Source organism: Elusimicrobium simillimum, assembly GCF_049639735.1.
Classification (GTDB): Bacteria; Elusimicrobiota; Elusimicrobia; order Elusimicrobiales; family Elusimicrobiaceae; genus Elusimicrobium; species Elusimicrobium simillimum.
Genome location: NZ_JBEVVA010000003.1, coordinates 1,290,988 through 1,307,027, shown reverse-complemented (window position 1 = coordinate 1,307,027; position 16,040 = coordinate 1,290,988). Strand labels below are relative to the sequence as shown.

Here is a 16,040-nt window from a genome sequence, read left to right as displayed (position 1 = left end):
TCATAACTGAAAAAAGCGAGGCTGTTGGGCCTCGCTTTTTGCATTTATTACTTTACTATTAAGACGGTTGGTTTTCTGAAGGAGTTTCTGTTGCTGGTGCAGGTTCTTCAGAGGGCGCAGTCTGTTTTGCGGCAGAGTTAGCGGCTTCTTTTTGCTTGTTTTGCTTGCTATAAAATCTTTTGATCTTGGCAAGAGTTTTTACGGCATCGTCGCCTTCAAGTATTTCTCTTTTTAAAACTTCTGCTTTAATGATTTTTTCTATCTCATCATTGTCTACCTTAACTCCGTCAGCAAATTTGCGCAACTCTCTTTTAATTGCAGAAAGTACAGGTTCAGATAAAATTAAACCACCGACAACGAACCTGTTCACGCACTGGGTTTTTTCGTAAAAGTTTTCTCTATGGTCTTTAGAAAGGCCGCCTTTGCAGAGGACAAAGATTTTTTCTAAATCATCCTCTTTTTTAGCAGATACTTCTAACATATTAAAAGAGCAAACTAAATCATAGCTAATGGGTTGTTCAAATTTAATTCTATAAATTTCCCAATCTATACCGTTGGTAAGCGCCACCCACGGAACACCTAATTTTGCGCCATAGTCCACTACTTGTCTTAAGTGGTTATCTTTCAGGGTTGTTCCGATAGACTTACATTCAATTATAAACTGAAATTTGCCTTCTATCTTTATGGCTAAGTCACACCATGTGCCTTTAACAGCAAGTTCGCTGGTAACTTCAAGATACTTGTCGTAACCAAAGATATCGGACATCATGTCGCTTATTATAACTACTGTGTCGCTTTCATTTAAATCTCTATCTTTAGCTACTTTAAGAATATTTTGGTATTTTGTTAAATTAGCATTTATTCTCTTGTCAGCTTTTGCTGTTATTGCCATTTTAGAACCCTCCTAATAATTAAACTTATATAGTTATTTTAATATATAAAAACAAAATTGGCAAAGGCGAATTTCTTCGCCTTTGCAATGTGTAACTAAGCGGCTTCTTTCTTTTCAGGGTCTCCGTTTATAATACTTTCTAATAATTCAGGTGTCATAGCGCGCTCTTTGTTAATTTCCATTATTTTAAAGTATTCTTCTTGTGTGATAGCAAAATTAGTTCCTACACGCGCTTTTATTAAGGCGTTATTTGGGATAATTTCTTTAATTTGTTCACGCTTGATAATAGGTTCAAAATCTAGCGTGCGCACCATGTCTGCAAAAAGTTGCCCTTTCTCTTCAAACACGTCAAGTATTACAAATTCAGATACTATCCCGCCTTGAGGCCCAGAAATCAAAAACAGGACTACATCGTATTTTTGAATTTCTTTTTTATGTTGATTTATGGACCAGATGTAGTAATCGTCCTCTTTAATATCATCAATCAACTTTTTTCCTTTTAGCCAGTCTGCATCGGGGTTGCCTTGAAAAATCCAATATTTCATAACGCCTCCTTTTAAATCTGAAAATGGAGCCTGAAGCTGTTAATAGACAGGCTCCATATATTTTATTTTGCAATTAAGTTAGGGTAAGGCAATTTGCCTGTTCGTAAGTAGTTGGAGAAAATCTTCTCATTACGAGGGCATTGATTTTTGGCTAATCCGCCATAAGCGGAAGCGTTTCTTAAACATGTTATTTCAATCTCATAGCCGCCGTCTACTGGGGTTTTTGTTACGCGGTATCCATAGGTTATGCTGTAAGCGCTATTGTCGTTAGTGGGGTTATACGTGTCAATTAAGTGGTCATTGGCTGTTTGTATTTTCATGGAAGAATTTTTAGCCACGTAACTGTTTGCTCTGCCCCAAGCATCTGCTATATCGGCTTTGGCTATAACAACTTTATTTGTTTCATTTTGGATAGAATCCAAATATACCTGTTCTTCTGAAGTTAATTGTGCTGTAGTGGCACAGGCGGCCATAAAAAGTATGCTCGCCAGTATTACTATGTTTTTTTTCATTTTTTTCTCCTTTTGATTTTTTGAACACCTCCTTTTTGACAATAAAAAAGGCGATGATCGTATGAGAGAGATCAAGCACCCATAACGAAACATCGCCCGCCATGCCCCGGAGGGCATGGCAAAGTTGGCGAGTTCGTTTTTGGCTTTGATCTCTGCTTTGCTAATTTCTTAACAAAACTGCGCCGGGCTGTCCGGCTTCCAAAAACAAATTCTTAAATTGTATTTACATCCTGCTAATTCAATTTTACTAAAATTAGCCCTTCTTTACCTCCCACACACATTTACGCTTATTTCCCGAAGTAAATCAAGTCCTTTTTTGCAAGGTCGCTTGAAAAATTATAGAGTCTAAATATGAAACCTACTGATAAAATAACTTTTAAACATAATTACAGAATATCTGATGCGGATATTGAAGACAACTTCCTTGAACTATTGGAAAATGAAAAAATAAAAAATGAGTTTGAAAAATATAAGGTTACCTTTAAAGAAGTTATTCCTATTCTTCGACAAATAAATGAATATCCTGTGACGTCTAAAAATAAAGCCGCTTTTAAATTTGCAGAGTTGGCCAAAACTATTCCAGAAATTACAGAAAAATATTATGATTTTGAAAAAATGACCGTGGAGCAAGTGATTCCAATACTAACTACAAAAACAATAAAAATTGATTTTGCCAGTAAGGATAAGATCTTGAAGAATTTGCACGAATCTTTGAATACCATCTCTCGTACTAGGTATATTTTGACTCAAATATATTCATTGCTGCCAGAAGACAAGGATATGCAAGGCTACCATAACAGATATGCACCCTTTGAAACATATTCCTCTACCCGCCGAATTAAACGCATCATCTTTTTGCTTTCTGGGTATTTATACACAAAAGGTATAAAGAAAATTCCTACTTCAGCCAAAATAATAGGGGAGCTTTTGTGGACAGTTATTCCCCAGGATACGAATGTCGTAAGTAATGAGTATATTTCTACGATGTTTAAAAGAGAAAAGAATTGGGCTCAATTTATAGAGGAATATGCTGAGATTCAAGGCTTTCCTATTAAAACAAGAGATAATTTAACTCAAAAGTTACTTATAAAATACTCTCTTGCAATACCTCCTTCCGTAAGGATGGTTTCCAAGCGAAAAAAGCGAATTTCCTAATCAAATATATAAAAATATAGGACAAGCCAATTTTTTTTGAAATTGGCTTGTCCTATACTGCTTTTTTTCTACGCTGTATACTATTTCTGACGTAAATTAAATAAAGGAGATACAGTATGTCAGAAAAAGAGAATTTAAAGTTAGAATATCTGCCAATCGGAGATATAAAGCCTTATAAAAACAATCCGCGCAAGCATAAGGAAAAGCAGGTCCGGCAAATAATTAATTCAATTAGCGAGTTTAATTTTAACAATCCCATTATTCTTGATGAAAACAATGAGGTCCTAGCTGGACATGGACGCTTATTGGCCGCGAAGAAACTGCGAATAGAGAAAGTGCCTACTATTAGGCTTACTCACCTTACAGCAGAACAAAAACGCCTTTACAGGATAGCAGACAACAAACTCACAGAAAATGGCGAATGGGACAAGGATTTGCTTAAGCTGGAGTTTAAGGAATTGGAGGATATAGAAATATCCCTTGATATAACAGGCTTTGAAATGCCACAAATAGAAGGTCTGGTTGTTGGCAAAGAAGAACTGGATGAAAAATTAAACAACATTCCAGAGGTTGAAGATGATGAGATTGTTTCAAAATTAGGCGATATTTGGCAGTTGGGCAGCCATAGGATAATATGCGGAGATTCTTTGAAGCGGGCAACTTTTGAGGCTTTGATGGAGGATAAAAAAGCCGATATAATCTTCGCGGATAGCCCGTATAATCTTAAAATCAATGGTCAAGTTTGTGGCAAAGGCGCAGTTAAACACGAAGAGTTTGCTATGGCATCTGGAGAGATGTCTTCAGAGGAATTTCAGAACTTCCTACGGACAACATTTGCTCTGCAAGCAGAATTTTCAAAAGATGGCAGTATCCATTTTCAATGCATGGATTGGCGTAACGTAAAAGAAATTATGCTGGCCGCAGAGGACGTTTATACCGAGTTAAAAAATATCTGCGTATGGAATAAGGATAATGGCGGAATGGGCAGTCTTTATCGTTCTAAGCACGAACTTGTTTTTGTCTTTAAGAATGGGACTGCGTCGCACATAAACAACGTGGAACTTGGCAAAAATGGCCGTTATCGCACAAATGTGTGGGATTATGCCGGGCTTAATTCTTTCAGCGGGGATAGAGATTTGTTAAAAATCCACCCCACATGTAAGCCCGTTGAAATGATCCGCGACGCGATTTATGATGTTTCTAGCCGCGGAAATATCGTTTTAGACGCGTTTTTGGGTTCTGGGAGTACTCTTGTGGCGGCAGAGAAGACAAAACGCGTGTGCTATGGAATAGAGCTGGAGCCAAAGTATATCGATACAACAATAAAACGCTGGGAAGCGCTAACTAGAAAAGACGCCATTCATATAGCCTCAAATCAAACCTATAAAACCAAACTTAAGGCCATAAAGGAGGACAAATAATATGGGAGACAAAAACTATGATGTTGGATATGGCAAACCTCCAAAAGAGCATCAATTTAAACCTGGGCAGTCTGGCAATACGCGCGGACGGCCTGTGAGGTTAATACCTCGTGTAAGTTTACTTCCAGAAGAAATATGTAATGCTCTGAATTGCTCAGTCAACATAAAGGAAGATGGAAAGCGGCGGGCTATTAGCGTGAAGGAGGCCATTGCTAAAAGATTAGTAAATGATGCGATGAGTGGTAAAATATCTGCTGTAAAATATATTGCGCGAATGACAGCCGATTTGGATGTGGATTATATGCGTGAAAGTTTGCATGAAATTGCCCAGATGAATGAGGAAATAAAAAAAGCTCATAGAAGACGAAGAAAACAGAGAGAACTAAAAAAGTTTGAAGTATTGGAAGAACTCCAAGTAAATGATGAGAATGAAGGATAATTAAAATGGGCGGGGTTATTTTCATAACTCCGCCCATAACAATTAAGAAGAAGCCATGATTTCGTTTAGCTTTAATTCTAACAGCTCTTGTTCACGACTACCAGTGGTTTCGAATCTTATAAATGGAAGGTTATATTTTTCCAATATTCTATTTTTTAAGATATCGCGCTCTGCTTGACGTGTTCCTTTGGCATGGAATGACGCGCCATCAACTTCAACTATTAGGCGTGGTGTTTTTCCTAGTTTCTCAAAGATAAGGAAATCAACATGTGTTAGTGAGTTTGCAGCATATAGCTTTTCATTTGCTTCTAGCTTGTTTAAATTGCGGAGTATCATTCTTAACGGGACATGTACAGATACATCAAATTTTCTAAATCTTTCCATATTTAAAACATCACATATTAAGTTGTACATTAGATTTTCGCTGTCATATTCAGATATTTTCTTTTTATTACGCAAAAACTCTTTTCTCTTATCGGAATAGCATTTATACAGATAGTCAAAAACAGAGTATATTTCACTATTAACAATTTCCAAGTTATTATATTGGATGTAGCGCATAAGATCTCCAATATTTTTGTCTATAGCCTCATCTCCGCCATTAACTATGACAATTAGTTGTTCAATTGCGCGGGAAACGGCAACATTTAAGCGGTTTGCATTATCTGCAAATTCAGTAATTTTATTATCAACGGTTGATAAGATTACTATCTCTTTTTCGCGCCCTTGAAATTTGTCCACAGTATCTGCCTGAATACCTGTTTTTGCAAAAGCTCGTTGCAGTTCATTTGTTTGATTTCTATAAGGAGTGACAATTCCTATAGAGGTTGGAATGCACCCTGCAGTTTGTTGGGGTATAATTTCGTTCTTAATAACGTCAATTTGACGCTGGTTAATATTACTACGTGCATGATTTCCCGGAGTTGTTTTATAGAGAATAAGAGGTTGTTTGTTAAATTTGTTTTCAGTAAGTACGATTAATTGATTGTTATAAAATTTTTTGTTGCAAAATTCTATAATTTGAGGGTGGCAACGGTAATGTTCATGTAAAAATGTTTTTGGAGCAGTTGGAAACATTTCTGAAATAGAAAGTAGTAAGCTGTGAGTCTTATATCTGTAGCTTTCAGGTAGTTTGAATTTATGAAATATGTCATCTGTAACTCGAGCCGAAATACGATCAACTACGTTCGGAAGCTGTTTTTGATCTCCCACAATAACACCTTTTCGTGCACATGAAAGAGCCAATGCCCCAGTAGCTATATCAACCTGCGAGGACTCATCAATAATCACATAGTCATACATAACAGTATGATTCAGACTACTGCGTAGTGAATATGTTGTACTAAGGATTACAGGATATTCAGAGATAACTTTTTGAGCATTTCTCCATAAGTCTTCAAGTTTAAATTTGGTTCGTTCAGTATTTTTATATTTATTGGCTAGTTTATTGCGAAAGAGTTTTGCAGATAAACTTGAATAGTCTTTCATTTTTTTTGTGAAATCAAAATTATCTATATCTTTCTGAAGCGTTGAGACGGGTTCTGTCAATTCGTTGATTTTTGCTCTATACCATCGCTTTTGACAGAGGGCGATCATCATTTCGGGGTCACTATAGAAAGTCTTATTTTTTACACCATATTTAAGACGGTTAATAATTCTTCCAAAAAATCCAGGCATTTTGTTACGTTCAATATATTTTTCGCATAAAAACCATAATTGAAGCGCTTTAGTTGAAGATGTTGGTTTTAAGTATAAAGATACAGTTTTGTCGTTATAATCACAGTATTCAACAAAATGCTTGTGTTCAAGCTCAAGAGAGTTGAGCTCGCTACGCAGTTTTGATAATTCATTTTTCATTAAAAGAGTATCATTTAGTGCTGTGTAAAGAGATTGAAGCGTTTTCTTGATTTTATTTTCTTCTTCAACTGTAAGTTTCCATGGCGTTAAATTCGGAAGAGGTTTTTGAGAGTTGATAAATTCCTGTTTGTTGTCAGCGTTGCCTAGACATGCGGCGATAAAATTGAAACCATATTTTTCTAATTTTTCAAACACATTAAAAGTTGCTGAATTATTGTTTGATACTACAGCAACACTTTCGCCATTCATAATTGCATTTGCAATGATATTTAAAATCGTTTGTGTTTTACCGGTGCCGGGAGGTCCTTCAATTATTGAAAGAGTATTTTCCATAGCCTTATCTACGGCACTCTTCTGGCTTATATTAAAGCCAAAAGGGAATATGGGAGTAGTTGTTATTTGTTTTATGTTCTTAAGCACTCCTGTTAAGAATACTGCTAGCATGCTTTCCTGGCTGACAAAATCTATTTTATTATAACGGTTTAATAATATGTTACCACCCTCAGGATCGCTTAGGCTAATAGTTTCGGCTATTTTTTTGAGATATTTAAAACGGTGAAGTGCAGTGGCATTTGACAGGGCAGAGGGTCTGATTTGCACCTTATCCGCATTATAACGGTAAGTTTGTCCATCTAGGAATGTTATTTCTATCTTATTACCATTTCGGATGCAAGCACTTACCCTATCAGTTTTATCCTCGCCATTTATAATAATTTGTTCTTTGTTTTTTAACATATGCAGTAGCACAACCCCAAAATAGTTTTTATGATAAAAATTTTAAAAATAATATATTTCTTAGCTTCATGGTATCAAAATATAGTAATCAATGTACATTAAAAGACTATTTCTAACTTAAATATAAACTTGACTTCTCTCCCTATAGTAAGCGGTAATGTGTTTAGGAGGAAGTTATTATGAAAAAAGAAGAGAAAATTAATTTTTTAAAGCAATCTTATAATGTTTTAGAAGGTTTGGCTAAAGATATAAATCAGAAAATGGATGATGCAAAAAGTGGGCTTGAGGAGGAGAACGCCAATTTAATAATAGGCAGTCTCTCCGGTATAGAAGAAACTGCACAACATTTAAAAAATATTTATGAAGCTATGCTATTTATACATCGGAATTGATCTTTATGACTAGAGTGCCACCTATTGAACAAAGATTTAAAAAAGGGGCTTCTGGGAATCCATATGGACGCCCTAGAGTCACAGAGCGGGATGTCTTTATTTTAACAACAGCTATTTTTGAATTGCTTATAAAATACAAAAACAAAGATCGTAGTGTTCAATATAAACTGAAGAGAATTAAGGAGATTTTAGATGAGAAGTAAAATGGTTTTACCCAATAGTTTTGAAAAGCTAGGAAAGCTTAAATATGAAGATTTATGCGTCTTATGGCGCAGATATTATGACAGTGAGTCTAGAGCAAAAAGCTCCATGTTAAGGCCACTATGGTATAAAATCCAATGTGAAAACTTTAATATGCGACTTGATCAAAAGTATATAACCCGCCTTAACAAATATGCTAATAATCCTGAGGAATACATTCAAAGAGCTAATAAAAGTAAGTATAACTTAAGTTCAGGAACAGAAATAATAAAGCAATATCTAGGACAAGAGCACAAGCTTACAGTTAAAGGGGAGAAAGAGTTTGTGTATAAAGAGCAAAGTTACCGCACATTATCAGCGGTAGCTAAAGCAATCTGTGGCAAAAAAGTCAGTGGGCCTGACTTTTTTAATATCGTAAAGCAATTGTGAAAATTTGATATAGATTAGAGATAATTTTCGAAGTTTAAATCATATTCAGGAAATATTTCTTTTGATATCTTTTTTATAAAATTTGAAGATATTGCCATATAAAAAGGATGATGGATTGTCTTAGAAGTGGATGCATCGGAGGATCCTCCTTCATTAACAACTATTCCTGCAATATGACCTTTTAACGAAAAAACGGGACCCCCACTATTCCCGGGTCTTGTTATTGAGGATATGAGAATACACTCACAATTGTCAGTGGTATGATTGCCGATTGCATTTATTTCGCCATTTTGGGAAATTATTGTTGCTTCTCTCAATCCCGTATTAGGTGGATATCCAAGGGTTAGTGTTTGATCGAGTATATATGCCTCTCCTAGATATGGGTATGTGTCATAAGTTAATTTTTCCGATAGAATAATAAATCCAATATCGTATTTAGGATGTACAACATGCTTTTTTATAGGGAGGTTTTGGTTTCCTAGCCAACAGGAATGTTCCTCTAAATCTGTAATATTGTGTTTACAAGTTAGAATTAAATCGGGGGCAATAAGTACTCCCGAACCCGTTCCACATCTTTTATTTGAAAGGTATTTGCCCTCTATTCTTATTGTATATTTAGAAACTAAATTTTTCAGAAAACTACTGCCAAGAACTTCTCCTAGCCAAAATAAATTATTTTCCTGTAAAGAGGTAAGTTCGATATGGGAATAATAACAGAGGTGCATAGGAGGGCTTCCCCCTTTTAAAGAAGTTCCCGCATCAGACAAATATCCAGCATTCTCAAATTTTTTTATTAAAGAATAAATACTTTTTTCATATTGATAAGGATCAATAGATTTATTTTGCGTATTGTGATTTTTTAAAAAAGTAAAAAGATTCCCTATGGAAAGAGGTCGCAAAGTTCCTTTTTCTATAGGAAGAGATAATAACCCTCGGTTTTCTGTATTATTTGATGGACTAAAGAAGTTTAGGATGCTAACTGATAGAAATTGTAGTTCTTCTTGTGATAAAGGTCTCAATACTGAGTATATAACTTGTCTCATTTCTTTAACCTCAATTTGCTTGACTTTTTCCGCTTAGTAAGCGGTAATGTGTATAGGATTATTATAGTAAAAAAGGTCTAGATATGAATAAAGTTAATTGTGCGATATATGTGAGGAAATCTACGGAGCATGGACTGGAGTTAGAATTTAATTCGCTGCATAATCAGGAAGAGGCCTGTAAGGCTTATGTGGCTAGCCAAACCTTTAATAGATGGGGTTATCACAAAACCTACTCCGATGGTGGAATAAGCGGTGGGACCATGGAGAGGCCTGGGCTTCAGAAGATGCTTAAAGATGTCCGGGATGGGAATGTGAACATGGTAGTAGTTTATAAGGTGGATAGGCTCTCCCGTTCTATAGTGGATTTTCATAAAATGATTCAGGAATTAGAGAGATATAATTGTAATTTTGTCTCTGTCACACAGGCTTTTGACACTAGCAATTCTATGGGAAAGCTAACACTTAATATGCTTCTCTCATTTGCGCAGTTTGAGCGAGAGGTAGGGAGTGAGCGTGTTCGTGATAAAATAGCCGCTACAAAGGCTAAAGGCATGTGGGTAGGGGGAACTCCACCATTAGGATATGATTTGGTGGATAAAAAACTGATTCCCAACCCTAAAGAAGCGGAGATGGTTAATAACATATTCAATAAATACTTGGACTTGGAAAGTATCTTGAAGTTAAAAGATTGGACTGTAGAGCAAGGTTATAAAGCAAAAGAGTGGAAGACTAAGAAAGGGCATATGAAAGGAGGCAAGCATTTTTTAGTTGCAACATTGCATGAGTTTCTTAGGAAACAGCTTTATATCGGTATGATTGAACACAAAAGTAATAATAAGGTGTATAAAGGGCAGCACGAGGGAATTGTTCCCAAAGATGTTTTTGATAAGGTTCAAGAGATGTTAGGGCGGAGATATGAAAATAAGGTTAAACGAAAGAAGTATGAGTATGCTAAATGTCTATTTAATAAAAATCTTGTAACCGCTGATGGAAAAGTATTTTTGCATACAAGCAGTAAAAAGTCAGCTAGAAGATTCAACTATTACTATATCAGAGGTGGAAACTGCATCCCTACAGAACAAATAGATAAAATAGCCTTGGCGGCCATTGGGCAAATCAGAGATGTTAATCTGAGGGATATGCTTCCAGAGGATACTAAGCTCGCTATTAAGCATCTTGAGCCCTTTCATATGTCTAATGTAAAGAACTTTTTAAGTAAAGGATTATATTTGAAAAAAGAGAACATTTCGGAATTGATGCTACATGTAAATATATCCGAATTTATCAAATATACTCAAAGGAATAATAACCCGAACTATCTTAATGATATAAGTATTAGAAATGACGGTGGTATTACCCCCTCAAATGATAAAAAAGAATTAATCATAAAAGTAGAATTTGTAATTGATAATACGAGTAGTACAAAACTTAAAAATACGTGTAGCAATAACATTTTGACAATAAGCCAAATGAATGAAAGTTTAGTGCGGGCAATAGCCTATGGTTGGAAATTTGCCAAAGCTATGGAATCGGGGGAAACTGTAACGGAACTAGAAAAAGAGTCGGGCCTCCAACGCAGACGTATTTATAAATATATAAATCTAACCTATCTATCTCCTAGAATCATTGAAGATATTTTTGAAAACAGGAACCCCAAAAATACAAAACTTAATGAAATATTGGACATCGCCTCTAGCAATTCCAGCTTTATAGAGCAGGAGAGAAAATGGTATAAAAGAGAGGAATAAATTATGATAGAATAAAAATAATACTTTTGTACTATTGGGAATAAGTGCTGAATTTCAAAAATGAATACGAACGAACAAAAAATAAAAGAGAATACCAAAGAAATTGAGTTTGTAAAACAAATCTCCAGGTATTTCATGGACTTTTTGGAAACGGACTTTAAAAAAAGAAGGTATCCAAAAAGAAGTGTTAAGCATGTAAATAAGGACAATCTCTTAATTGGAATATCTCTTGCAAAATATCCTTCTTTTGTTAATGTTGTATGGAAAAATCTTAATAAAAATTTTGAAAACAATATATCTATCCCAGCAAATACCTATAAAACAAAGATACCGCAAAACGTTTTTAAGCTAATTGAACTCCAAATTGAAAAAATTTCAACTGTCCAAATAGAAAAAGTTTTAGAAACTATCAGACAAATAATTTTAAAAAGCATTAGAGATTGTAACTCGGATTTTGAATTAACTGTTGGAAAAGTCACTCCATTAATTAACAATGTTCTAAAACAGGAAATTGTGGTTCCATTTGCGAAAAATATTGAAACCTCACTTCTTCAGTTAAGTGCGGATGATCTTAATGTGATTTTTCTTGTGGAAGAAGAGTTGACAGAGATTTTATTTTCTATGTTGTATGGAAAGCTAATAGATATTATCCAAAAAGAAATTCTTAAGGACGAGATTGATATTGTAAAAGAATTTTTTGCTGTTTTCAGAATAAAAGATATAAAAGAAGCAATACATACGTTCTTTAAAAGCTTTCAGGTAGGGGATTTACGTTCTGAAGTGCTTGAATTGAAACGCAACAATAGAATTTTAGACAAGCAGGAACTTTATCTTTATTTTTGTGATATAACCTACGCAAAAGAAACTTTTCCTATATTTTATATTCCAATTGAAGTTGATTCTGATAATACTATAGAGTTTGCCTCTCAGGTATATATTAATAAAAGGGCAATTGATTTTATTGTTCAAGAATACAACAAAGTGAATGATAAGAGCGGCACCATAGACGCTATTAAAGAGAGAATAATATATCTAGCGCATCATACCAATGATTTTCCTCAACAAATCAATAAAATACTTGAGGAGATTACAACGTTTTTTGGATTAGATAAAAAAATAGATATAACTTCTTTTGAAAAACAAATTTCCAAAGGGCTTTTTTGCAATATCTCAAATAGTTGTTATATCGCTTTGTTTGATAGGTCTGACGAGGCTCTTGTTAATGATTATGAGGAGATTTTGGACCTTTTGGCTAAGGAAGACTCTGCGTTAGTTGCATCTTTTGGTACTCTTATTAATGATTTTATATATAAAGAGCCCGAGTCTTTTACAGCAGAAATAGGTGAAAAATGGGACAGTTTAACAGTTGGTGATAAACTTGTTTATAATACCCCTATTCCTCTAAATAGTGAACAGCGTTCAATATTATCCGCCATAAGAAAAGATGGGTGCAAATATATCGTGGTAGAGGGCCCTCCGGGAACAGGGAAAAGTCATACAATTACGGCAATAGTATGTGACGCTATTTTAAGACATCAGTCAGTTCTCGTTCTTTCAGATAAAAAAGAAGCGCTGGATGTAGTGGAAGATAAGATAACTGATGCTATTAATAAAATTCGTGACAATAAAGATTTTCAAAATCCTATATTAAGGCTGGGAAAAACTGGTTCTACATATAATCAAATACTTAATACGGGAAGTATAAACCAAATACGTTTATTTCATAAAGTTATAAATAAAAAGTTTTTAGAAATAGAAAATGAAGTTGAAAAATTAAATACAACGTTAAAAGAGGATATTCAAACGGAAATCATATCCTATGAGGAAATTAAGCTTTCAGACCTTTATGAGTTAATGCAATTAGAAAAACGTTTTTCTTTGGCTAATATTTCTATCGATACAAAAGAATTTTTTAAAACAATTCAAGCTATAAAAGATTTATGTGATATTAGGGAGTGCTTGTTATCTATTAAAAGTGGTCTTGCCATTGAGGAAGTTCCAATTTTAAAAATATTAGATTTTTCTATATCTGATTTTAAAACAATTAAAGAATTCCAGGATTATATTAATTGCTTGAAACTTTTGATAAAAACTTACGATAAGTTAAAAAATGTTTATACTTACAACCTCAATAAATTTAACATTTTTACGGAATTTAGCTCGCCGGATTTATGGCATTTGAATAATATTTTGGAAAAATATGAGAAAGAGAAAACTCCTGTTTTTGGATTTTTGTTTAAAAAGAAAAAAATTTTTACGATCGATACTGAATTTAAGCAAATATTTGATTTGTCGGCAGAAATAGAGCCGCACAAGAATTTGATTGACTTGGGCATAGTAAAAGCTATATCCAAATTTGCACAAGAGTATTATGCAAGTATTTGTACTAATCAACAAAAATACGATGTCATAAAGGTGTTGCATAAAATTATAACAGAAGAGAGTACTTTAAGCGAATTGCAAAACTTCTTTTCAGTAGAGCAACATATAATCAATCTTTCAAAATTTTTGACAAAATACCCTTCGATACAAGAAAATAACGATATTTTAGCCTCTTTCTCCAATTTTGAAAATAACTTTTTTACAGATTATTCAGACGAAGATTTTGAGACATTGATATCTTATTTAACTCTTAAACACAATGTTACAAGTGCTTTTGATGCTATCCCGCAAACTAATTACTCCGCGCGAAAGGATTATCTTGAAAAAGACATAACATATAAAATGGCATATATAATTGATGAACGTTTGATAAATTTTTATGATAATAACAAGGCTACTGCCACAACTCTGAAAAATATCATCCGCTCTAAACAGAAGTTTCCTAAAAATGTTTTTTCTAAGTTAAAGGAAGCCTTCCCATGTATTTTGGCCGGAATAAGAGATTATGCGGAGTATATACCGTTACAACCTGAAATTTTCGATTTAATTATTATTGACGAGGCATCTCAAGTCAGCATCGCCCAGGCCTTTCCGGCGCTGCTTCGTTCTAAAAAGGTGTTGATTTTGGGTGATAGAAAGCAGTTTAGCAACGTTAAAACCGCCCAAGCAAGGACAGAGGTTAATAGAGAATATACTAATAACTTAAAAGACTGTTTTGTCAAAAACATATCAACGGATAATGAAAAGCTTGTCAAAGTAGATAAGTTTAACATAAAGACATCTATTTTAGATTTTTTTGATTATATCTCAAACTATAGCACGCAACTTCTTAAGCATTTTAGAGGGTATAAAGAATTAATATCCTATTCCAATCGATATTTTTATAAAAATGACCTTCAAGTCATGAAGATAAGGGGTAAGGCGATAGATGATGTTCTTAAATTTTCTTTTATTGAACATGACGGAAGGGAAGAAGATGTTGCAAATACTAATACAATGGAAGCTGAATTTATAGTTTCCCAATTAAACTTATTAAAAGAATCCGGAGACGCTTCAACTGTTGGTATAATTACCCCACATACAAATCAGCAAAAGTTATTAATCCAATTGATTGATAAAACCATAAATAAAGATTATTTCTACGATACCTTAAAGCTGAAAATAATGACCTTTGACACTTGCCAAGGTGAGGAAAGGGATGTTATTTATTACTCTATGGTGGCTACAGAAAAGATGGATAGACTATGGGGCGTCTTTATAAAAGATTTAGCAAGCGTAGATATTGAGGAAGATGGCAAAATAAAAGCGCAAAGGTTAAATGTTGGTTTTAGCCGCGCAAAAGAACAAATGCATTTTGTACTTAGCAAACCTTTGGAATCATATGAAGGTGCAATAGGGGATGCTCTTAGACACTATTATGGCGTTTTATTGGATGTTAAAAAGGAATCAAGTGCAACTGAAACCGATGAAAATTCGGAGATGGAAAAGCATGTACTCAATTGGTTTTATCAAACTAGCTTCTGGCAGGAAAACAAAGATAAGATTGAGTTTAAACCCCAATTCGAATTAGGTAAATACCTTGCACAATTAGATAAAACTTATACACATCCTAACTATAGGGTAGATTTTCTTTTGATATATAAATCTTCGCCTAAAGAAGAGTGCAAAATAATAATAGAATATGACGGTTTTGAAGAACATTTTAAAGACCCTGAAGCAGTAACAAATTTGAATTATATGGAATATTATACAGATTCAGATGTTTTCCGTCAGAAAGTATTAGAAAGTTATGGTTATAAGTTTCTAAGAATAAATAAATTTAATTTGGGTGAAAACCCTGTGAAAGTATTGGATGATAGACTTAAAAATTTGCTTAAGAAAACAGATATCGCTTATGAACTCAAGGATAGTATAAGACAGACTTTTAAGGGGATTTCAAGTGGAGACATGAAAGAGTGTCCCAAATGTAAAGAAATCCGCGCTATCGGCGATTTTAAAGATGATAAACTGATTACCGGTCATGGAAGAATTTGTAGACATTGCAAAAATGATTTTACATATGTGCCGGAAGAGCATGACCATTATAAACCTCCAAAGGTGTTTTTTAATACTGGTGGACATGAAGGCTGCCCTATTTGTGGATCAAGCATGCGTTTACGGAGAGGAAAGTATAACAACTTTTATGGCTGTTCTCGGTTTCCACTATGTCGGGGCACAAGGTCTGCAAGGGGATCATAAAGTAGTGCCTTTGGGAAATAAGGCATTGTATAGGTTGGTCATAAAAAGGCC

General features: G+C 34.3%; 13 protein-coding genes. 8 read left to right on the top strand and 5 right to left on the bottom strand.

Features of this window, described 5'->3' with window-relative positions; genetic code table 11:
* Positions 1–58 precede the first annotated feature (58 nt).
* The 3 genes from AAIR98_RS06880 to AAIR98_RS06870 all read right to left on the bottom strand — a co-directional run bounded on the left by AAIR98_RS06880 (position 59) and on the right by AAIR98_RS06870 (position 1,949).
* On the bottom strand, positions 59–892 hold the full coding sequence (locus tag AAIR98_RS06880) for a type I restriction enzyme HsdR N-terminal domain-containing protein (RefSeq protein WP_423971458.1): 834 nt from the start codon (positions 890–892) through the stop codon (positions 59–61).
* A gap of 95 nt (positions 893–987) precedes the next feature.
* Positions 988–1,437: a hypothetical protein gene (locus AAIR98_RS06875; RefSeq protein WP_423971457.1), complete on the bottom strand. Its 450-nt coding sequence runs from the start codon at positions 1,435–1,437 to the stop codon at positions 988–990.
* 62 nt (positions 1,438–1,499) lie between these two features.
* Complete coding sequence (locus AAIR98_RS06870) at positions 1,500–1,949, bottom strand: hypothetical protein (RefSeq protein WP_423971456.1); 450 nt, start codon at positions 1,947–1,949, stop codon at positions 1,500–1,502.
* 351 nt (positions 1,950–2,300) lie between these two features.
* On the opposite strand from AAIR98_RS06870, the gene AAIR98_RS06865 reads away from it, so the two are divergent.
* From AAIR98_RS06865 to AAIR98_RS06855, 3 genes are all read left to right on the top strand, one after another.
* The gene (locus AAIR98_RS06865; protein ID WP_423971455.1) at positions 2,301–3,104 is read left to right on the top strand and encodes a hypothetical protein; all 804 of its coding nucleotides are present in this window, start codon (positions 2,301–2,303) and stop codon (positions 3,102–3,104) included.
* Positions 3,105–3,220: 116 nt separating this feature from the next.
* Positions 3,221–4,525, top strand: a complete 1,305-nt coding sequence (locus tag AAIR98_RS06860; RefSeq protein ID WP_423971454.1) for a site-specific DNA-methyltransferase — start codon at positions 3,221–3,223, stop codon at positions 4,523–4,525.
* Position 4,526: 1 nt separating this feature from the next.
* Positions 4,527–4,964, top strand: coding sequence for a DUF5681 domain-containing protein (locus tag AAIR98_RS06855; protein ID WP_423971453.1), 438 nt, complete (start codon positions 4,527–4,529; stop codon positions 4,962–4,964).
* Positions 4,965–5,006: 42 nt separating this feature from the next.
* Here AAIR98_RS06855 and AAIR98_RS06850 read toward each other — a convergent pair whose 3' ends face one another.
* A complete protein-coding gene (locus AAIR98_RS06850) occupies positions 5,007–7,556 on the bottom strand; it encodes an AAA domain-containing protein (RefSeq protein ID WP_423971452.1) in 2,550 nt (849 codons plus the stop codon).
* A gap of 179 nt (positions 7,557–7,735) precedes the next feature.
* Between AAIR98_RS06850 and AAIR98_RS06845 the strand changes: the two genes are divergently transcribed.
* From AAIR98_RS06845 to AAIR98_RS06835, 3 genes are read left to right on the top strand one after another with little or no spacing between them, the layout of a single operon-like run.
* Entirely contained in the window at positions 7,736–7,948 is a 213-nt protein-coding gene (locus tag AAIR98_RS06845; protein ID WP_423971451.1) for a hypothetical protein, read from the top strand.
* Between the two features lie 5 nt (positions 7,949–7,953).
* Positions 7,954–8,151 (top strand): DUF5681 domain-containing protein, encoded by a 198-nt coding sequence (locus AAIR98_RS06840; RefSeq protein ID WP_423971450.1) that lies wholly within the window; start codon positions 7,954–7,956, stop codon positions 8,149–8,151.
* Complete coding sequence (locus AAIR98_RS06835; RefSeq protein ID WP_423971449.1) at positions 8,141–8,578, top strand: DUF2924 domain-containing protein; 438 nt, start codon at positions 8,141–8,143, stop codon at positions 8,576–8,578. The genes AAIR98_RS06840 and AAIR98_RS06835 overlap by 11 nt, the downstream gene beginning before the upstream one ends.
* A 14-nt stretch (positions 8,579–8,592) precedes the next feature.
* On the opposite strand, the gene AAIR98_RS06830 is transcribed toward AAIR98_RS06835, so the two are convergent.
* Entirely contained in the window at positions 8,593–9,621 is a 1,029-nt protein-coding gene (locus tag AAIR98_RS06830) for a trypsin-like serine peptidase (protein WP_423971448.1), read from the bottom strand.
* 83 nt (positions 9,622–9,704) lie between these two features.
* On the opposite strand from AAIR98_RS06830, the gene AAIR98_RS06825 reads away from it, so the two are divergent.
* On the top strand, positions 9,705–11,369 hold the full coding sequence (locus AAIR98_RS06825; protein WP_423971447.1) for a recombinase family protein: 1,665 nt from the start codon (positions 9,705–9,707) through the stop codon (positions 11,367–11,369).
* A 60-nt stretch (positions 11,370–11,429) separates the two neighbouring features.
* Positions 11,430–15,989, top strand: coding sequence for an AAA domain-containing protein (locus tag AAIR98_RS06820; protein ID WP_423971446.1), 4,560 nt, complete (start codon positions 11,430–11,432; stop codon positions 15,987–15,989).
* Positions 15,990–16,040 lie beyond the last annotated feature (51 nt).